Origin of the sequence: Nocardioides jiangsuensis, from assembly GCF_019679455.1 — a bacterium.
Lineage (GTDB): Bacteria > Actinomycetota > Actinomycetes > Propionibacteriales > Nocardioidaceae > Nocardioides_C > Nocardioides_C jiangsuensis.
Map to the genome: position 1 here is coordinate 207,653 of NZ_JAIEZQ010000001.1, position 18,799 is coordinate 226,451.

Genomic DNA, 18,799 nt, shown 5'->3' on the forward strand with positions numbered 1-18,799 from the left:
GTCCCTGACCCAGCCGCGGCGCGCGCCCCAGCTCGCGCGGCCGGCGGACGTCGACGAGCACGGTCAGGCCAGGCCGCCCCGCACCACCGGCAGGTCGCGCGGGGCGCCGTGCTCGAGGAGGCCCACGACCGCCTCCAGGTCGAGGTGCTCCTCGACGGCGTCGGCCAGGTCGTCGATCCGCCTCTCCCGGGCGGCACCGAAGCTCGCCGTACCGGACGTGAAGTCCTGCCGTCCGACCAGCGCCGCCGCCTCGGCCAGCCAGGCCCGGCGTAGCGCGTCGCCCTCGAGGCTGCCGTGCCACATGGTGCCGAACACCGAGCCCGCCCGGGCACCGCCGAGGAAGGGTACGGCGTCGCCGACCGTCACCCGGCCGTGGTGGATCTCGTAGCCGGTCGCCTCGGCCCCGAGCGCCTCCCCCCGGGGCAGCCGGAGCACCTTGGCCGGGTCGAAGCGGGTGCACACGTCGAGCAGCCCGAGGCCGTCCGCGGACGCGCCGGGTGCTCCCTCGACACCGTCGGGGTCGTGCACGGACCTGCCGAGCATCTGGAAGCCGCCGCAGATCCCGAGCACCACCCCGCCACGCGCGGCGTGCGCGCACACCGCCCGGTCGAGCCCGTGCTCCCGCAGCCAACGCAGGTCGTCGAGGGTGGCGCGGGTGCCGGGGAGGACGACGACGTCGGTGTCCGCGAGCGCGCGGGGGTCGCGGACGAAGGCGACCTCGACGTCGGGCTCGAGGCACAGCGCGTCGACGTCGGTGACGTTGCTGATCCGGGGCAGCATCACCACCGCGACCCGCAGCCGCGGCCGTCCGCCCACCGGGTCGTGGTGGGGCCGGGACTCCAGGGCGAGCGTGTCCTCGGAGTCGAGCCAGAGCCCGCTCTGCCAGGGCAGCACGCCGAGGACCGGGCGGCCGGTCAGCCGTTCCACGGTGCGCAGGCCGGGCTCGAGCAGCCCCACGTCGCCGCGGAACTTGTTCACGACGTGGCCCGCGACCAGCGCCTGGTCGGACGCGTCGAGCAGGGCCAACGTGCCGTACAGGGCCGCGAACACTCCGCCGCGGTCGATGTCCCCGACGAGCAGCGTCGGGATCCGCCCGTGCTGCGCGAGTCCCATGTTCACGTAGTCGTGCTGCCGCAGGTTGATCTCCGCCGGGCTGCCCGCGCCCTCGCACACCACGACGTCGTACCGGGTGGCGAGGTCGTCGAACGCGGCGAAGGCGGCCCGGGCCAGCGCCTTCCGGCCTCCCGCGAACTCACCCGCCTCGAGGTACCCGTGCGGGCGGCCCATCACCACCACGTGGCTGCGTCGGTCGCTGCCGGGCTTGAGCAGGACCGGGTTCATCGCCGCCTCCGGCTCCGCCCCGGCCGCGACCGCCTGCACCCACTGGGCCCGGCCGATCTCGGCACCCTCGGCGGTCACCATGGAGTTGTTCGACATGTTCTGCGCCTTGTACGGCGCCACCCGGAGCCCGCGCCGGCGCAACGCCCGGCAGAGCCCCGTGGTCACGACGCTCTTGCCGGCGTCGGAGGTGGTCCCCGCCACCAGCAGGGCGTGGGGGCGTGGCCGGTCCGCGGTGCTCATCCGACGATCCTCCCCGATGGCGTCCTCGGCCCCGGCCCGGGCCGGCCCCGTCGTCGTGCATCAGGCCCTGGTCGCGCGCACCACGGAGTAGACGCCCAGCACGGCCGGGCCGCGCACCTCGGGCCGGAGTCCGGCCCCGGCCAGCTCGGCGAGCTCCAGCGGCCGCTCCCGGACCAGCGCCACCAGCCGGGACCGCCGTGCCCGGGTGGGCTCCCCCAGGCGGTGCACCGGCTCGAGGAGGCGGACCTCGCTGCGCGCCACCCGCGCCATCTCGCACAGCGCTGCCCGCCGGGTCCGGAGGTCGAGCAGGCCGAGCACGGCCGACGCCACGACCACGTCGAAGGACGCGTCACGGAAGGGCAGTGCGGTCACGTCCGCCCGGACGAGCACGCCCCGCTCGGGCAGGCCACCGGTCCCCGCGAGGCTCCGCGCCGCCCTGGTGAGCATCGCCCCGTCCCGGTCCAGGCCGACGTACTCCGTGCCGCGGGCGAGGAGCCCCGGAGCGAGGTGGCCGGGCCCGCAGCCGACGTCGAGCAGCCGCCCGCCCGACACGTCGGCGACCAGGGCGTCGAGGGCCCGGTGCCAGCCGACGAGCGCGACGCCCCGGTCGTAGCCGGGAGCCACGAGGCTCCACCAGCGGTCGGTCACGGTGGCCGCTCGAACAGCCGGCTGGCCAGCGACCAGGCCCGTCCGGTGCGCGCCCGGTCCGGCGCCGCCCACTGCGCGCGGCTGTCGGCGGCGCAGGCCGGTGCCGTGTGCTCGGTGAGCATCTCCGCCCACAGGGGCTCGATCAGCTGGTAGGTCACCCACCGCTCCAGGTCGTGGTAGGCGTCGAAGCCGCGCGCGGTGAGCCGGAAGCCGCCCGGGGTCCGGTCCACCAGACCGGCGGGGACGAGCGGGGCCAGCGCGGCGTGGACCGCGCCCGCGACGGCCGGACCGTAGGACTCGCGCAGCGCGTCCACGTCCGCCCCGCCGGCGTACGCCTGCCAGAACGCGTCGTACGCGGCACCGCCCCAGCGGCCAAGGTGCAGCCAGCGGGCGACCGGAAGCCGCCCGGACTCGACCGCGTCGGCGTAGGCGGCCACCCCGAAGTGGTTGACGTAGAAGTCGCGCCCGGAGAACGACGAGCTGCCCGCGCCCATCCCGAGGAACCGGCGTCGCGTGATCGAGGTGTACGGCGCCGCCCCTCGCCGGTTGAACGTCCAGACCGACCGTCGTTCGTAGCCCATCGCCTCCGCGAGCTCGGTCGCCCGGGCCAGCACCGCGTGCTCGCGCCGCGGGTCGTGCCGGGCGGTGCCGAACGGCGTGTAGCCGAACCGCATCAGCGGGTACGTCGACACCTGGTCCACGCCGAGCGCGAAGCAGGTCCGCACGTCCTCGAGGAACGCCCCCGGGAACGCGTCCTCGTCCTCCCACTCGACGTCGACGATCAGGTCGACGTCCACGCAGTCGAACCGGCCGAGCGCGTGCTCGACCGCCGTGCGGGCCGCGGCGGCGTCGTGCGGCCGGACGAGCCGGCGCAGGATCTGGTCGTGGAAGGACTGCGCGCCGATGCTGACCGCGGTGAACCCGATGTCCGCCAACCGGCCCAGCCGCTCCGGGGTGCCGTGGGTCGGCAGCACCTCCACCGCCCGCTCCCCCGTCACCGGGATCCGGGCGACGACGTCGGCGAGCTCGTCGGGGTAGAGCGTGGGCGTGCCGCCGCCGACGTACAGCGAGGTGAACGGGGCGCCCAGCTCCGCGACGTACCCGTCCAGCTCACGGCGCAGCGCCGCGAAGTACCGGCGGGCCAGCCCCTCCTCCGCGACCACCTTGTCGTACGGGCAGAACGGGCAGATCCGCTCGCAGAACGGCACGTGCACGTAGGCGCCGACCGGGCCGTCGAACGACGCGACGACGTCCGCGGCACGCAGCCGGCCGGTGGTGGCCACGGCGACGGGTTCCACGGCACGGCTCACGGCCATCCCCTCCCTCCCCTCCACCGAACCACCGCGCGCCGGCCAGGGGCGAGGGCCCAAAGCCCCGCCGGCGCCCCCACACGTCCCGGCTGCGCGTCGAGGCCGGAACCACGTGGTCTCGCCGGTGGTCGTGTGATGAGCAGCCGATCAGCCGATCAGGGTGGTGGAGCCCCCTCCCACAGCGCGGCCGAGTCGGCGCCGACCGTCGCGTCGTGGGTCTGCTGGAAGTTCCGTCCGCCGCGGGCGAAGGTCGCGAGCGTCGCCGCGGGCACCCGCTCCGGCGGGACCGGCCTCGCGAGCCAGTCGCAGGCGCGCACGTGCACCAGGTCGGTCGCGAGGGCGTCCGGCGAGCCGTCGTACCGCCACTCCCCCATGAGCCTTCCGAGGAAGTACAGGCCGTCGGGGTCCCGGGTCCACACGAAGGAGCCGGTCGGCGCCGCGGCGAACCGCTCCAGCCGCCGGGCGGTGCGCTCGTCGTACTCGTCGTCGGTCCGGGCGAGCGCCTCCGCGAGCGTCGACGGCGGCGTGCTGAGCCTGCCGCCGACACCGCAGACCCCCGACGCGAGCGCGCGTTCCACGGCGAGACCGGGGTCCACGTCGTCGTGCCGCGAGCGCATCGGGGCGCGGTACACCTGGTGCATGTGCAGCAGTCTGGCAGTCGGCCGTGGGCCCGCCGGCTGCCAGACATCTTCCTGCCCGGTCAGCGCCGGGTCAGCGCCCCGCTCAGCGGGCGGCGCCGGTGGGCCGGACCAGGAACAGCCCGTCGTAGCCGTGCACCACGACCATGCCGTTCTCGAAGAACGGGTAGTTGCTCCACGTGCCGTGGCTGAACGCGGTCGCGTCGTCCTCGGGCCAGGTGTCGAGGTAGCCGACCTCGGTCAGCCGGCCCTCGCCGACCCCGGAGGCGTCGAGGATCCGCAGGCCGGACCGGTAGTTGGACTGGTAGACCCGGTCGCCCTTCACGTACAGGTTGTGGTCGATCGCGGTGGTGTCGTTGGTGAAGGTCGCGAACCGCACCGGCGCGGTGAGGTCCTCCACGTCCCAGATCAGCGTCGAGGTCCTGCCGCCCGTCGTCAGCTCGTCGAGCTCGTCGCCCATGAGGAAGTGGCTGCCGTCCTCGGTGAGCCAGCCCTGGTGGGAGTACGCCGAGCCGTCGTAGCCGACCCGCGACAGCATCGTCGGGTCGGACTTGTCGGTGACGTCGACGATGGTGAGCGTGTCCTCGTTGGAGTTGAAGCAGATCTCGCGGCCGGTGAACCGGTTGTCCGGGCCGTCGTACACCACGCACTGCGCGTCGTGGGTGTAGCCGTCGTCGGCGAAGCAGCCGGCGAACGCCGGGGCGGCGGGGTCGTTCAGGTCCACCATGTGCAGGCCGCCGGCGCACGCGCGCAGGTCCTCGCGCGCGCCTACGGCGAAGGCGATGCCGCTCTTCTCGTTGACCACCAGGTTGTGCGCCCGACCGAAGCCGGTGTAGCGGGCGGTCGCCTCGAAGGTCACCGGCGCCGCCGTACGGTCGACGTCCCGCAGCGCGGTGAGGTCGAAGACCTGCATGCCGTGCTCGCGCGCCTCGGCGACGATGAACGCGTGGTCGTCGTAGACCTTGATGTCGCGCCAGATCACGTTGTTGGTGCCCGAGGTCGGCAGGTTGCCGAGATAGACGGGGCGGCGCTCGTTGGTGACGTCGACGAAGGCGGTGCCGTTGTCCCGGCCGGCGATCGCGTAGCGGCGGTCGGTCTCGGGGTCGGTCCAGCCCCAGACGTCGGAGCCGCGGCCGCCGCCGATGGCCGACATAGGCAGGTAGCTCGCGAGGTTGACGTTCTCGCAGGGGAAGTAGGCGGCCTGCCCGTCGACACAGGCCGCGCCGGGACCGGCGCTGTCGCCGAGGATCGACGTGGTGGGGAAGTTCGGGTCCACCTCCCCGATCGCGTCCTTGCCCTCCCCTTCCTGCTCGCCTTCATGGGCGAGCGCGGGAAGGGTGGACAGGACGAGCGCGGTGAGGGCGCCGACGAGACCCGCTGTGGCGGCTCCGGCGGTGAGGTGGCGTAGGGCCATGGGTGCTCCTGGTGGGAGTCGTGGGGGGAGAGCCACAGACCACCAGAGACCCGAACCGGACACAACAGGTCACAGGGTGCAGACCTGTGCACTGCGCAGACCTGCATCGGTCCGGCAGTGCCCAGGCGTGCTCAGGCGTGCTCAGGCCGGCGTCAGGGCGCGACCACCCCCGGGTGCCCCATGCCCGCCGGGGAGACACGGACCCGCCCGACGAGCATCATCGCGATGCCGTCGAAGAGGGTCTCGATCCCGAGGATCACACCCAGCAGCACGTACGACGCGCTGACCAGGTTGAACAGCACCACCAGGCCAAGGAGGGTGGAGACCACGCCGGCGATGAGCAGCGGCCAGCGGTACTCCGGCTCCTGCGCCGAGGCGGCCAGACGGACGATGCCGGTGGCCAGGAACAACGCCCCGGCGACCAGGGTCAGGGTCACCGCCGCGACCTCGGGGTTGCGCAGGCACACGCCACCGAGCACGAGCAGCAGGCCGCCGCTGAGCGCCGAGACCCAGAAGCCGCCCTTGCCGATGCGGAAGAACGCACCGACCAGGCCGACCACGCCGACGAGCAGCAGGATCCAGCCGAGGAACAGCACCGACACCGCGGTGGCCCACACGGCGTGGCCCAGGATCACCAGGCCGCCGATGACGAGCAGCGCGCCCAGGACGAGGTCCCAGCCGGTACGGCGCCGCTCCAGAAGTGACGAAGACATTGCGAACCTCTCTTCGGTTACCGGGCCGACCGTCCGGAACGACCCGTCGACTCCACGCTTCTCCGCCCTGGCCGGACCCGCATCATCCGGTCGGGATGGTCTGTGCCATCCCGGTGCGGCCGGACCTTCAGGCTGCGTCCCGCGGGGGGAGGAGCTGCAGCTCCCACGCCCGTCGTACCGCCTGGTTGCGCCGGGTCACGCCGAGCTTGCGCAGGATGCTGCGGACGTGGCTGCGGACCGTGTTCACCGAGACGAACATGGTCGCCGCGATCTCGTCGGTGGTGAGCAGCTGCGCCAGGTAGCCGAGCACCTCCTGCTCCTTCGCGGTCAGCGGGGGCACCGCCGGCGCGGGCCCCGCCCGGCTCCCGCCGGTGACGGGTGAGCGCTGGGCTCCGACGAGGGCGGGTTCGTCGGCGGTCGGGGCGGGCTCGGTGGTGCGCAGCCAGCCGTGCCGTGTCGCCGCGGCGCCGTGGCCGAGCAGCTCGCGGACCTCCTCGGGCGCCTCGAGGAAGGGGCGGCGGAGCCGCTCGGGCGCAGCGGTCTCGAGGGCACGGGCGAGGAACGCCTCGGCCCGGGCCCGGTCGGGCCGGCGCGCGGCCCGGCGGGTCAGCACCAGCCACCCAGCCACCTGGGTCGCCAGCGGCTCCCCCGCCAGGGCGCCCGCCGGGCGCCGCGTCTGCTCCGGCACCGGTCCGGGGAGCGTGGCCGGTTCGAGCAGGAGCTCGGCCTCCACCGCGCCGTCGGCATCCGTGGTCCGCAGCGTCTCGACGGCCTCCTGGGGACGGTGCTCCTGCACCAGGCACGCCGCCTCCTCGAGCACGAGGGAACGCGCGACCCGGCCGCTCACCGCGGTGGACCGGTCGGGGGCGGACACGGCCCGGATTCCGGCCCGTGCCAGCTCGGGCCTCCCCTGGGCGCGCAGCAGGCGCGCGCGGAGCAGGGTGCCGAGGGCGCCGAGCAGCCGGGCGTCGTACGGCGAGCACGCGGCGGGCTCCGAGAGCGCCAGCAGGTCCTGGACCGCACCGAGGTCGTACTGGTCCATGCGGGCCCAGGCCAGCGCCAGCACGGCGGCCCTCGAGGAGTACGACGGGCCACTTCCGGTGTCGTCCTGGGCACCCCACTCGGCCGCTATCTCGGCGGCCTTCCGGAGCCTGCCCGTCATGGCCTCCACGAGCGCGGCCATGCCCTGCAGCTGCGCCGCGGCCTCCTCGAGCCGGGCCGTCTCGGCCAGTCGTACGCCCCGGGTCAGCGCCGCCAGTGCCGCGCCGAGGTCGCCGCGTTGCAGCAGCACCCTCCCCCGGCAGCCGGCCAGCACGATCTCGAGCTCAGGCCTGGCGACCCGGTCATCCGCGGGCGCCAGCGACAGGGCGTTCTCCGCGCGGAGCACCGCGTCCAGGCCGGCGTCGAGGTCGGGATCCATGCTGCCCGCGACCGCCTCGAGCACGAGCACCGTGAGCGCGAGCGCGGGCGAGCGGGGTGACTCCTCCCGCGACGGCAGGCTCCGCACCTCGACGAGAGCCGCCTCGGCCAGGTCGAGGTCCACGTCGGCGACCGCGAGAGCGGCCCGGGTGACGGCGGCGTCCGCTCCCTCGACGTCGTCGGGAAGTCCTCCGAGCAGGTCGTGCAGGACCGCGCGACGCGGTCCGATCAGCAGCCGGCCGACACCGAGCCCCTCGACGAAGCATCGGGTGGCGATCGGCCACGCCTGCGCGGACGCGGCGGGACGGATCGCGACGAGCGGCCGGCCGTCACGCGCGAGCCACTCGGCCGCCGTGCGGTGCAGCTCGGGCACGAGCCCCGGCCACTCGTACTCGACCTGGCTGCGCAGGAACTCACGGAACAGCGACTGGTAGCGGTAGTGGCCGGGGCGGCCGGGCACCTGCTCGATGAACGAGTTGCCGTGCGCCATGAACTGCAGGGTGCGGGGGTCGCAGTGCCGTCCGGTGAGAGCCGTGACCAGTCCCGGGTCCAGCTCGTCCACGAGACAGGTGCGCAGCAGCAGCTCCCGCGTCTCGGGTGGCTGCTTGGCCAGCACCTCGCTCATCAGGAACGCCGCGACGTTGCCGGTGTCCCCGCGGAACTCCTGGGCCGCCCGGTGCGGGTCGGCGCGACCCGCCAGCGCCATCGCCGCGAACTTGAGACCGGCGGGCCAGCCGCCCGTGCGGGCATGCAGCGCGGCGATGTCGACGGGCTCGAGGTCGAGACCGGCGCGGCGCATGAGCACGGCGACCTCGGAGAGCGTGAAGGAGAGGTCGTCGGCGCGGATCTCGGTGACCTCGTCCCGGAGCCGGTACCGGTGCAGCGGCAGCGGCGGGTCGGTCCGCGTGAGGAAGACCAGGCGGAGCCTGCCGGCGCATGCGGCGAGGAGCCGGTTCAGCCCGTCGCCGACGACCGGCGGGAGCGGGAGCTCTCCGCAGTCGAGGACGAGGACCACGGGCCGCTCGTGCTCCTCGATCCGCCCGGCCAGCCGCGTCAGCATGCGCCCGTCGACCACCTCCGACGTGCCGGAAGGGTGCACGTCGGTGACGTCGACGCCGCGCCGCCGCAGACCTTCCAGCACCGAGCCCCAGAACTCCGCGGGCGCCGTGTCGCCGTCGTCCATTGTCAGGTACAGCGCCGTACCGACCCTGTCGAGGCTGCTGCCCAGGGTGGACACGAGCACGGTTTTCCCGTAGCCGGCCGGGGCGCTCACCAGGGTCAGCGGCCGGCGCACGCCGTCACGCAGGACGTCGAGGAGACGGCGCCGGACGAGGGCGTCCGGGGGCGTCGGCAGCGCGCCGAACTTGGCGCTCACGCGGGGTTCGGCCGGCCGCGTCGGCGTCGGAGACGGGCTCGCCGCCGCCCCGGAGTCGGATGTGGTGCCGGTGGTGGGTGGCATAGGTCCTCCAGGCGACAGGGGGGTCGCCATCGGTTCCCCCAGCCTCCAGCGGAGCACGAGTAAAGGAGGGTCTGAAGGGGCGAAGGTCCCGTCGGCGGTGGCCCTTACGGAACTCGACGGGGCAGGAAGTCGGGGCAGGTCCGGTTCGCGCGGTTCGACCCGCGGAGTCGGTGACGGCCGCGGTTCGGTTCGGACGGCGGCACCGGTTCACCCCGCAGGGATGACGCCCTGACGGCCGTGGTTTGCGAACGTCACAGGGACCGGTCGAGAACGGAGTGCCTCATGGTCCAGACGATGTACGAGGTCCGCGTCGCGGGCGCCGTACCCGAGAAGGACCTCCAGGACATGGGCGCGGTCACGCTGCCGCCGGAGCAGGTCAACACCGTGCTGTACGGCATCTCGGACCAGGCCGCGCTCTACGGGCTGCTGGCCCGGCTGCGGGCGCTGGGGATCGAGGTGGTCGAGGTACGCCGCGTCCCGACCATGACCGAGACCGAGGCCGACACACCGGAGGAGCCCGGTGGCAAGGAGGCAGTCGATGACTAGTACCGCAGCCGTCCTCGCGGGGTCCTACCAGGTGACCCTCCCGGGCCAGTTCGGGCCCGCCTTCCTGGCCAGCTTCGCCGCGATGGGCGTCGGCCACGCGGCGACCTCCAGCGTCTTCCTCCTGCCGGAGCGTGCAGGACAGGGACTCGCGGACATCGCGGCGATGCTGCAGGCCCGCGGACTCGTGATCCTCGGGATCCGCCGCGTCGTCGAGCCCGACGCCGGTCCGTTCACCGGGCCTCCCGCGACGACGTTGCACCGGTTGACCCCGCCGCGCACGGCGGGCACGGCCACCAGACGTGAGGCACATCGTCCTCGCACGAAGGAGAGTGAAGAGCGATGACAGAGGTTGACGTCCACGGCCCCGTGGACTTCGTGCTCATCGAGTTCAGCGGGGACCGGCTCACCGGTCGGGCCGCCCAGGAGCTGGTGAGCCTCGTCGAGCGCGGCATCGTCGCCGTGTACGACGTCACGGTGGTCGGCAAGACCACGGCGGGTGAGGTCTACGCGGCCGACCTCGCGTCCGGTGAGGTAGACGTCGGCGACTTCGCCGATCTCGCCTGGGCCCGGACGGGCCTGCTCGGTGACGAGGACGTGCGCGAGGCGGCCGGCGCGATGGAGCCCGGCAAGCTCGCGGTCCTGATCGTCTACGAGAACACCTGGGCCATCCCCTTCGTCGCCGCGGCCCGGGAGTCGGGTGGCGAGCTGATCGCGGGAGCCCGGATCCCGGCGCAGGACGTGATGGACGCGCTGGAGGCTCTCGAGGCGACGGAACCCCTGCAAGCGACGACCTGAGGAGACGGGCATGCCAGGACTAGTGCGCGGAGTCGCGAGGACTGCCGCGATCGCCGGGACGGCCTCCGCCGTCAGCGGGCGCGTGCAGCGCCGTCAGGCCGCCAAGTTCGCCGAGAAGGACGCGCAGACCGCCGCCCAGCGACAGCAGGCGTACCAGCAGCAGGTCGCTCCTCCCGAGGTGCCGACCCAGCGGGGAGCCACGTCTGGTGGGGACACCCTGCAGCAGCTCAAGACCCTGGGCGAGCTCAGGGCACAGGGTGTGCTCACCGAGGAGGAGTTCGCCACCCAGAAGGCGAAGATCCTCGGAGGCTGAGCGCGAGGCGGCCGCTCCCGGCCGCGCAGGCACGGTGGCCGCTCCCCGGCTGCCTAGCCCGCGGTCGCGACCGGCGCCCGGGCGCCCTCCGGCAGCAGGAGGAGGGCACCGACGAGGAACGCGAGCGCACCGGCCGAGGTGGCGGCGTTGGCCACGGCCACGTTGGCCTCGGTGCCGGTGGCGGGCACGACGTACGCGGCCAGCGCCGAGAGCCCGAAGGCCAGGCAGCCGAGCAGGTTCACCGCGACGATCCCGCCCTCCACCGTGCGCGGCGGCCTGCGCAGCAGACCGCCGGTGACCTCGACGTACGCGAGGTAGCCGGCCACGAGGAAGCAGATCGACCCGAGCGCGTCCGGCCGCCAGACCAGCCTGTCGTAGGACGGCGAGTCGACGGCCGTGCTCAAGGCCCGGAACGTCGTGACGTTGAAGAACAGCGTGCCCACGAGCTGCACACCGCTGCTCCACCAGTCGATCCGGCGCGGCTCCCACGCGAAGGCACGCAGCGGCCCGCGAGGGCGCGGACCCGGCCCGCGGTCGGCGTTCACGGTCTCCAGCCACTGCAGCGTGGCCGCCGAGGTGAAGAGGAGCGAGCCCACGAAGAACACCGCGCCGTCCGCCCGGGGCCCGACCGCCTGGAGGAAGGCGGGGAGCGGCGCGACGAGGAAGCACGTCGAGCCGGCGACGAAGAGCACGGCTATCCACCACGAGCCCCGGTGCGGCGCCCAGACGACGCCCTCGCGTGCGGCCCGCACGCGCGACAGGCGCGACGCGTGCTTGCGGTGCGACCGTGAGGACCACTGGACCGTGCGGCCGTCGGGGTGGGTGTAGGTGACCGCGGTGGTGAAGGGCCCCGCGGACCGGCGTCCCACGACGGTCCACCCCCCCGGGGCCTGCGGATACTCGCTCACCGCACCGTCCCGCGGGACGGCGGGCTCAGTCGGCCCCGACCGCGGCCGTCCTGGGCGCGGCGGCCTCGGCCGGCTCCTGGCCGGGGGTGCGCTGGGTGGGGATCGAGACCCGTGGCAGCGGCGCCGCCGCCGGCGCACGCAGGTCCAGCTGCGAGTCCAGCGTGATCGCCGCGTCGATCAGCGCCAGGTGCGTGAAGGCCTGCGGGAAGTTGCCGATCTGCTCCCCCGTGAGCGCAATCTCCTCGGAGTAGAGCCCGAGGTGGTTGGCGTAGGTCAGCATCTTCTCGAAGACCAGCCGCGCGTCGTCCACACGACCGGCCCGCGCCAGCGCGTCGACGTAGGTGAAGGTGCACAGCGAGAACGTCCCCTCCGAGCCCCGCAGGCCGTCCGGCGACGCCTCAGGGTCGTAGCGGTAGACGAGGCTGTCGGTGACGAGCTCCTCGTCCATCGCCCGCAGCGTGGACGCCCACATCGGGTCGTGCGGCGACACGAACCCGACGCTCGACATCCGCAGCAGGGAGGAGTCCAGCACCCGGTCGTCGTACTGCTGCACGAACGCCTGTCGCTCGGAGTTCCAGCCTCGCGCCATGATCTGGTCGTAGATCGCGTCGCGCTGGGCGACCCACCGCTCCAGCGGGGCGGGGCGCCCGTGCGCGGTGGCGAGCCGGACGCCGCGGTCCAGCGCGACCCAGCTCATGAGCCGGCCGTAGGTGAAGTCCCTCCGACCGCCGCGGGTCTCCCAGATCCCCTCCTCGGGCTGGTCCCAGTTGTCGGTGAGCCAGTCCAACAGCTCACAGACCGACAGCCAGCCCTGGTGTCCCCCCTGGATCCCGCGGCGGTCGGCGTAGTAGATGCTGTCCATCGCCTCGCCGTAGATGTCGAGCTGGAGCTGACCCGCGGCACCGTTCCCGATCCGCACGGGGCTCGACCCCCGGTAGCCCTCCCAGTGCTCGAGGACCTCCTCGCCGAGGTCGGGCGACCCGTCCACCCGGTACATGATGTTGAGCGGTCCCTCGGCCTCGCTCACCTGGGCGTGCACGCGGGCGCGCAGCCACCCGGCGAACGCGGCCGCCTCCTCGGTGAAGCCCATGCCCAGCAGCGAGTAGACCGAGAACGACGCGTCCCTGACCCACGTGTAGCGGTAGTCCCAGTTGCGCTCACCGCCCACCTGCTCGGGCAGCCCGGCCGTCGGAGCCGCGACCAGACCGCCCGTGGGCGCGTAGGTCATCAGCTTCAGCGTGATCGCCGAGCGGCCCAGCATCTCCCGCCACCGTCCGGTGTACGTCGACCGGCTCAGCCAGCTCTTCCAGAAGGCGGCCGTGTCGTCGAAGAGCTGCTGGACCTCGGCCACCCGGATGTCACGCGGCGGCCCCACGGAGTCGGTCTCGAGCACCAGGCCGCGCTGCTGTCCCGCGCGCAGGGTGAGGGTGGCGTGCACGGCTCCCTCCCCGTCCGCCTCGGGGCGTACGAGGCGCTCGTCACCCGGCTCGCGCACGATGTGGACCGTGCACGAGGTCCGCGGGCCCTGGAAGACCATGCCACTCTCGGTGAGCTGCGTCTCGTGGCGCTCGCGCCCGTAGTCGAACCGGGGCGCGATGTCGAGGTCGAACGTCATCTGCCCGCGGACACAGCGCGCCAGCCGGACGAGCCGGTGCCGCGTCGTGGCCGTGGTCGCCGAGGCGATCGGCATGAAGTCCATGACCTCCCCCACGCCGCCCTCGGTCATGAAGCGGGTGATCAGGATGGCCGTGTCCGGGAAGTAGAGCTGCTTGCTCGTGACCTCCTGGTCGACCGGCCGGAAGCGGAGGTGACCGCCACGCCGGTGGTCCAGCAGCGCGGCGAACATGCTCGGAGAGTCGAAGCGTGGCGCGCAGAACCAGTCGATCGACCCGTCCGTGCTCACCAGCGCGCTGGTCTGGAGGTCGCCGATCAGGCCATGGTCGGCGATCAGGGGGTAGTCAGCCATGCGGGGATGCCTCTTTCTCTACCTGGGTCTCGGATCCCTCACCGGAGGGTGTGGCGGGCGACGGCGCGCCCGGAGTCACCGGCTCGCGCTGCCGCGGCAGTGGTGCGGTCGGCGCCTCGGCCGCGGGCTCCCCCGGTGCCGGGTACGGCGTGGTGGCGGGCGCGCCCGCCGCCCCCTCACCGGCGACCGCCGCGCGAGGCTCGGGCGTCCCGGTGCGGGCGAGGAACTCGACGACGCCGATGCCGACGAGCACCGCGACCGCGGTCCACAGCACCACCCCGACGGTGGGCCGCGACCAGAAGGTCAGCACCAGGGCTCCCGCGATGACCAGTCCTATGCGCAGCGGACGGCGGTGGGCGGCCGTCCAGGTGCCCACGCCGCCGGTCCTCACGCCGGCCGCCTCGGCCCGCCCGCCGAGCACGCCGACCGTCTCGGCCAGACCCCGGCGGGTGCGTGCCGCGGTCGTCGACGGCCCGGTGAAGAAGGCGCCGAGCGCCACGACCAGCGCGAGCACGGCGGTGACCCGCAGGCCGTTGCGCAGGAAGCGCACGAGCGTGTCGAAGATGTTGCCCGCCGCCTCCCGCGGGAGCACGTCCGAGGGGATCGCGTCGAGGTACAGGGGTCGGGCGACCGCCAGGGCGACACCCAGCAGCAGCATCGAGCCGGCCACGCCGAGGGACCCGAGGAGCAGCGCCCTCCGGTGCCCGGTGGCGACGTAGACGCCGACGGCGAACAGCGCCAGCGCGATCACGGGGAGCCACCGACCCAGACCGTCCAACAGCCGGTAGACCCCCTGGGCCTTGGTCACCGCGTCCGAGCTGACCAGCACGATCGACCGGTCCACGGCGGGGATGTTGTTCGCGATCGTGTAGCCCTCGGCGATCAGCTGCTGCTTCACCGCGGCGACGATCGGTCCGAGGTTGAGCGTGACGGTGCCGTTCTGCGCGCTGACCGCGCCGCCCTGCTCCCCCGAGAGCAGGTTGACGAGCTCGGTGTGCGCGGCCCGGTTGGCCTGCTCCCACACGGTCGCGAACTGCGGGCTGGCCAGGACCTTGCCGACCTCGGTCCGGGTGAACCCCTCGATCCCGTTGACGATCGGCACCTGGAGCGCCTCGAGTCCCGCGGCCGCCCGCGGCGCGATGTCCTGCGCGGCGAGCGCCGCCAGCGCCTCCGACGTGATCGCCTCGACGTCGACGTAGGTGAAGATCTCCTCCGTCACGGCGTCGGCGACCGCGTTCTGGATCGCCGGGTCCTCCGCGAGCGGGGCCACGGTCTCGACGTACCGGTCGGTGTCGGACACCTCGTCGCTGGCCCAGACCGCGGTCACCGACAGCGGGGCGAGGACACAGGCCAGGCCGATGCACGTCGCCGCGACGACCGACCGCCACCGGGTCCGTTCAAGCGCTCGAGGACCGGGCTCCGACGGCGTGGCGACCGACGGTGCGGTCCGCGCCTGCTGGAGCTCGGTCTCGAGCTCGGTCACGCGTTGCCGGAGCTGCTGCAGCTCCTCGCTCTCGTCCATGGCGGGCACGACGCGTGACCCGGGGGTCAGGCGTTCGTCCCCTGACCGGTGTCACGGTTGCGGATCTCGCTCCCGTGGACCGTGACCGCCCAGATCACCAGGATGTCGACCGCGATCATCAGGGCCGACCAGAGCGGGTAGGCCGCGAGGAAGGCAGCGTTGACCAGGGCGCTGCCGAAGGCGAACACGACAGCGACCACGCGGGCCCACATCTGCCCGGCGAGAAGGCCGACACCGGCGCCCGCGACGAGGGCACCGACCACGATGTGCGCCCAGCCCCAGGCGGTGTAGTCGACGTGGATGGTCAGGCCGTTCTGCCCGACCAGGTAGTAGTCCTCCTGGACGAGCGCGATGATGCCCTGGAACGCGTGGAACATTCCGAGCAGCACCATCATCATCCCGGCGAACGCGACCCAGCCGACCCAGCCGGTCTGCGGCGATTCGGCGGGAGCGGCCATGGTCGGGGTCGACGGGGTGGTGCCGGCAGTGGGCGCCGTGGTCGATGACGTAGGCGACGCCTGCTGGGGGATGGATGCGCCTTTGGTTTCCGACATGATGAGCTCCTCATCGGGTGGATGTCTCCGCCAGACTCCGCCGCCCGCCGCCGTACGTAATCATCCGCAGGGGGTGATCACGTGAGATTCATCCACCCGGACGCCCGCCGGCTCCGCGCGGGCCGCAGCGATGCGTCAGGCCCGGCGGAACCCCGTCTCCCCTCGCGGCTGCCAGTCGTAGACGACCGCGGTCCGCAGGACGACGTCCTGGACCGAGCGACGCGAGCCGTCCACCGCGCACCACAGGAGACCGAGGGGGAACAGCACGCAGAACAGGCTGCGGAGCAGCGCCGCGAACGGTCCGAGCCGTCCGCCGTCCCGGCCCACCACGCGCAGGCCCATGAGGTGGCAGCCGTACGACCGCCCGGTCGTCGCCCAGGTGGCGGTGAGGTACCCGGCAAGGACGACCAGCGCGGCGGCCACGCTCGGCAGCGGCGACAGGTCGGTGAAGGAGAAGCTGCGGGGAGACACCAGGAACCGGAGCCCGTTGAGACCGGCGTACGCCGCCAGCAGGATCGCCACCGCGACGAGCACGTCCACGACGTTCGCGGTTACCCGGGTGACCAGCCCGGCTCGTCGTCCCTGGTAGGGCCGGGCCTCGCGAGGGATGGGCGAGAAGCCCCCCTCGGTCACGGGCCCTCCGTCACTCCCGGCCCGGGCTGCCGCGGGATGCCGTCACCGTGCCCGGTGGTGACGGCGGGCGGCTCCGCCTCGGGTCTACGGCGTCTCAGCCGGAGCCGGTCCACCGCCCGGCCGACCGCCTCGTCGCCGGAGATCCCCTGCATCCGGACGCCGCGCACGGTGTCCGACGCGACGGCGCCGGTCGACTCGCGGATGATCTCGGGCAGGTCGACCTCGGCGATGACGGTCTCGGCGATCCCGACCAGGTCGATCCGGTCGATCACGGCGTCCACGTCCAGCCGGCGGGCGGCGGCGTCGAGGTCGACGGTCGCGACCAGCGCGTCGAGGTCCACCCGCTCCCGCACGATCCGCATGAGGTCGAGCCGGCGTACCACCGCGTCCAGGTCCAGCCGCCGGGCTATCGCGTCGACGTCCACCCGGGAGACCAGCCGGTCGAGGTCGACGTACCGCTCGACGATGCCGGTCAGGTCGAGGCGTTGCACCACCGCGTCCAGGTCCAGCCGCTGCGCCACCGCGTCCACGTCCAGCCGCCGCGCCACCGCGTCCACGTCCACCCGGGAGACCAGCCGGTCGAGGTCGACGTACCGCTCGACGATGCCGGTCAGGTCGAGCCGGCGCAGCAGCTCCGTCGTGACCAGCGGGACCAGGACGTCGAGCAGCGCCGTCGCCTCGCGCAGTGCCTGCGCGCGACGCCGCGCCCCCCGGCGGGCCACGCCGGCGAGCACGGAGCCTGGCTGGTAGCGCGGGGCCAGCAGCGGCGGCCGGAGCGCGACCCGGACCGCCGGCCGGGCGACCGTGCCCACCCCTCGCCCGACGGCCACTGCCGCGGCGACGGCCGACGTGGACGCACCGACGGCCACGTCGACGAGCGAGAGCGACCCCGGACGCACGTGCCGGGCACCGGAGATGTCGTGTACCTGCTCTGAGCTCTCCACGCAGCCCATCATCGAGCCGCACGCCCCGCCCGGCATCATCCCTGCGGAGGGAGTCCGAGCCGGTCCCCGGGCTCGCCACCGGCCGGTACCGCCGACGCGCCGGGACGGCCGCCGCCGTCATCGATGCCGAACCGGCTCCGCACCCGCCGGGCCCAGGGTTCCTCGGCCCGGTCGAGCTCGGCGGCGACGACGGTCGAGGCGACGATGATCATCGACACGGTCAGGAGCCACCCGACCAGCGCCAGGGTGACCCCGAAGAGGCCGTACCGCTCGCTGTAGCTCTCCATCAACCTCGGCATGGAGACCGTCGAGACCACCCCGTACACGCTGGCGCAGACGCTGGTGAGCAGCCCGGCCGGGAGCAGTCGCCGCCACGCGACCCGGCGGTCAAGCAGCAGCCACGGGATCGACGTCCACAGCAGGATGCCCGCCAACGCGGACAGCACGGGGCCGAACAGGCTGTCGAACGGCAGCCCGCGCACGAGGGTGCGCGCGAGGGACAGCAGCAGGACCTCGAGCAGCAGGGCGGCCAGACCGAGCGCCGCGTTCAGCGAGCCCCGCACCCCCTGCAGCGGGTCGAGCCGCCACGCGTCGAGGTACATCCGCTGCATCCGCCGGGCGAGTGAGAGCCCCGAGAAGACGAGCAGCACCACGCTCAGCACCCCGGTGGTGCTGTCGGTGGAGTGCGCGAACAGGGTCCGGACCGCGGTCGCGGCGTCGCCCGCCAGGTCGAAGCGGCTGATCAGGCCCTCGGCGACGGTGTCCTCGTCCCCCGTCGGAGCGAACGCCGAGGTCAGGATGAACAGGGGGATCAGTGCGGTGAAGGCCTGCGAGGCGATCACCATCGCCCGGTCGATCCCGGCAAGGTCGACGAAGGACGCGGCACACCGGCCGACGAAGGTCCTCTCGAGCCGGCGGACGACGGCCGCGAGGTGGGGAACGGTCAGCGTTCTGCCCTCCGGGTGCGCCGTTGTGAGCATGCCCCGGGGCCGGGCGGGCGTGCCGCCTCGGCCGCGGGCGCCAGGGAGCGTCAGACCAGAGCCTTGTCCTTGAGCCGCTCGAACTCGGTCTGGTTGATGACGCCGGCGTCGAGCATCGCCCGGGCCTGCGCGATCTGGTCGGCCGGCGTGGCCTTGCCCGCGACCTCGCGAATGTAGGCGTCCTGCTGCTGCTTCACCGCCTGCGCGGTCTGCGCGGACCGCTCGGACATGCCCTTGCCCCGGACGATCAGGTAGACGAGCGAGGTGATCAGCGGCAGGAAGATCAGGGCGACGATCCAGACCGCCTTCATGACTCCGGACTCCTCCCGGTCACGGAAGAGGTCGGTGATGATCGAGAACATCACCATGAGGTACGCCACGAAGGCGAAGGTGATGAAGATGAACCACACAATGTCCCAGAACGACATCCCAGATTCCTTTCGTGTGACGAGAGAC

At 73.4% G+C, this 18,799-nt stretch carries 19 protein-coding genes; 4 read left to right on the forward strand and 15 right to left on the reverse strand.

Features of this window, described 5'->3' with window-relative positions; translation table 11 throughout:
* Positions 1 to 63: 63 nt before the first annotated feature.
* From K1X13_RS01025 to K1X13_RS01055, 7 genes are all read right to left on the reverse strand, one after another.
* Positions 64 to 1,581, reverse strand: a complete 1,518-nt coding sequence (locus tag K1X13_RS01025) for a cobyric acid synthase (protein WP_221023192.1) — start codon at positions 1,579 to 1,581, stop codon at positions 64 to 66.
* 60 nt (positions 1,582 to 1,641) lie between these two features.
* Positions 1,642 to 2,229, reverse strand: coding sequence for a class I SAM-dependent methyltransferase (locus K1X13_RS01030; protein WP_221023193.1), 588 nt, complete (start codon positions 2,227 to 2,229; stop codon positions 1,642 to 1,644).
* On the reverse strand, positions 2,226 to 3,539 hold the full coding sequence (locus K1X13_RS01035) for a radical SAM protein (protein WP_221023194.1): 1,314 nt from the start codon (positions 3,537 to 3,539) through the stop codon (positions 2,226 to 2,228). The genes K1X13_RS01030 and K1X13_RS01035 overlap by 4 nt, the downstream gene beginning before the upstream one ends.
* A 155-nt stretch (positions 3,540 to 3,694) precedes the next feature.
* On the reverse strand, positions 3,695 to 4,180 hold the full coding sequence (locus K1X13_RS01040; RefSeq protein WP_221023195.1) for a GAF domain-containing protein: 486 nt from the start codon (positions 4,178 to 4,180) through the stop codon (positions 3,695 to 3,697).
* Positions 4,181 to 4,262: 82 nt separating this feature from the next.
* Positions 4,263 to 5,591: a choice-of-anchor B family protein gene (locus K1X13_RS01045; RefSeq protein ID WP_221023196.1), complete on the reverse strand. Its 1,329-nt coding sequence runs from the start codon at positions 5,589 to 5,591 to the stop codon at positions 4,263 to 4,265.
* A 152-nt stretch (positions 5,592 to 5,743) separates the two neighbouring features.
* Complete coding sequence (locus tag K1X13_RS01050; protein ID WP_221023197.1) at positions 5,744 to 6,304, reverse strand: HdeD family acid-resistance protein; 561 nt, start codon at positions 6,302 to 6,304, stop codon at positions 5,744 to 5,746.
* A 127-nt stretch (positions 6,305 to 6,431) separates the two neighbouring features.
* Complete coding sequence (locus K1X13_RS01055) at positions 6,432 to 9,098, reverse strand: winged helix-turn-helix domain-containing protein (RefSeq protein WP_221023198.1); 2,667 nt, start codon at positions 9,096 to 9,098, stop codon at positions 6,432 to 6,434.
* A 366-nt stretch (positions 9,099 to 9,464) separates the two neighbouring features.
* On the opposite strand from K1X13_RS01055, the gene K1X13_RS01060 reads away from it, so the two are divergent.
* From K1X13_RS01060 to K1X13_RS01075, 4 genes are read left to right on the forward strand one after another with little or no spacing between them, the layout of a single operon-like run.
* Positions 9,465 to 9,728: a DUF8691 family protein gene (locus K1X13_RS01060; RefSeq protein ID WP_221023199.1), complete on the forward strand. Its 264-nt coding sequence runs from the start codon at positions 9,465 to 9,467 to the stop codon at positions 9,726 to 9,728.
* Positions 9,721 to 10,071, forward strand: a complete 351-nt coding sequence (locus tag K1X13_RS01065; protein ID WP_221023200.1) for a hypothetical protein — start codon at positions 9,721 to 9,723, stop codon at positions 10,069 to 10,071. Before K1X13_RS01060 ends, K1X13_RS01065 begins: the two co-directional genes overlap by 8 nt.
* Positions 10,068 to 10,523, forward strand: coding sequence for a DUF6325 family protein (locus K1X13_RS01070; RefSeq protein ID WP_221023201.1), 456 nt, complete (start codon positions 10,068 to 10,070; stop codon positions 10,521 to 10,523). The genes K1X13_RS01065 and K1X13_RS01070 overlap by 4 nt, the downstream gene beginning before the upstream one ends.
* 10 nt (positions 10,524 to 10,533) lie before the next feature.
* Positions 10,534 to 10,836 carry an SHOCT domain-containing protein gene (locus tag K1X13_RS01075; RefSeq protein WP_221023202.1) on the forward strand — a complete coding sequence of 101 codons (303 nt, stop codon included), beginning with the start codon at positions 10,534 to 10,536 and terminating at the stop codon, positions 10,834 to 10,836.
* 53 nt (positions 10,837 to 10,889) lie between these two features.
* Here the strand turns inward: K1X13_RS01075 and K1X13_RS19530 are convergent, their stop codons facing one another.
* The 8 genes from K1X13_RS19530 to K1X13_RS01115 all read right to left on the reverse strand — a co-directional run bounded on the left by K1X13_RS19530 (position 10,890) and on the right by K1X13_RS01115 (position 18,771).
* Positions 10,890 to 11,705, reverse strand: coding sequence for a YrhK family protein (locus K1X13_RS19530; RefSeq protein ID WP_221023203.1), 816 nt, complete (start codon positions 11,703 to 11,705; stop codon positions 10,890 to 10,892).
* 64 nt (positions 11,706 to 11,769) lie between these two features.
* The gene (locus tag K1X13_RS01085) at positions 11,770 to 13,710 is read right to left on the reverse strand and encodes a glycoside hydrolase family 15 protein (RefSeq protein ID WP_221023204.1); all 1,941 of its coding nucleotides are present in this window, start codon (positions 13,708 to 13,710) and stop codon (positions 11,770 to 11,772) included.
* Entirely contained in the window at positions 13,703 to 15,232 is a 1,530-nt protein-coding gene (locus K1X13_RS01090) for a hypothetical protein (RefSeq protein WP_221023205.1), read from the reverse strand. The genes K1X13_RS01085 and K1X13_RS01090 overlap by 8 nt, the downstream gene beginning before the upstream one ends.
* Before the next feature lie 26 nt (positions 15,233 to 15,258).
* Entirely contained in the window at positions 15,259 to 15,786 is a 528-nt protein-coding gene (locus tag K1X13_RS01095; protein WP_221023206.1) for a DUF7144 family membrane protein, read from the reverse strand.
* 135 nt (positions 15,787 to 15,921) lie between these two features.
* Positions 15,922 to 16,419: an RDD family protein gene (locus K1X13_RS01100; RefSeq protein ID WP_221023207.1), complete on the reverse strand. Its 498-nt coding sequence runs from the start codon at positions 16,417 to 16,419 to the stop codon at positions 15,922 to 15,924.
* Entirely contained in the window at positions 16,416 to 17,363 is a 948-nt protein-coding gene (locus K1X13_RS01105) for a hypothetical protein (RefSeq protein WP_221023208.1), read from the reverse strand. Before K1X13_RS01105 ends, K1X13_RS01100 begins: the two co-directional genes overlap by 4 nt.
* Positions 17,364 to 17,398: 35 nt before the next feature.
* On the reverse strand, positions 17,399 to 18,343 hold the full coding sequence (locus tag K1X13_RS01110; protein ID WP_221023209.1) for a YhjD/YihY/BrkB family envelope integrity protein: 945 nt from the start codon (positions 18,341 to 18,343) through the stop codon (positions 17,399 to 17,401).
* Between the two features lie 50 nt (positions 18,344 to 18,393).
* Positions 18,394 to 18,771: an SHOCT domain-containing protein gene (locus K1X13_RS01115; RefSeq protein WP_221023210.1), complete on the reverse strand. Its 378-nt coding sequence runs from the start codon at positions 18,769 to 18,771 to the stop codon at positions 18,394 to 18,396.
* Positions 18,772 to 18,799: the final 28 nt, after the last annotated feature.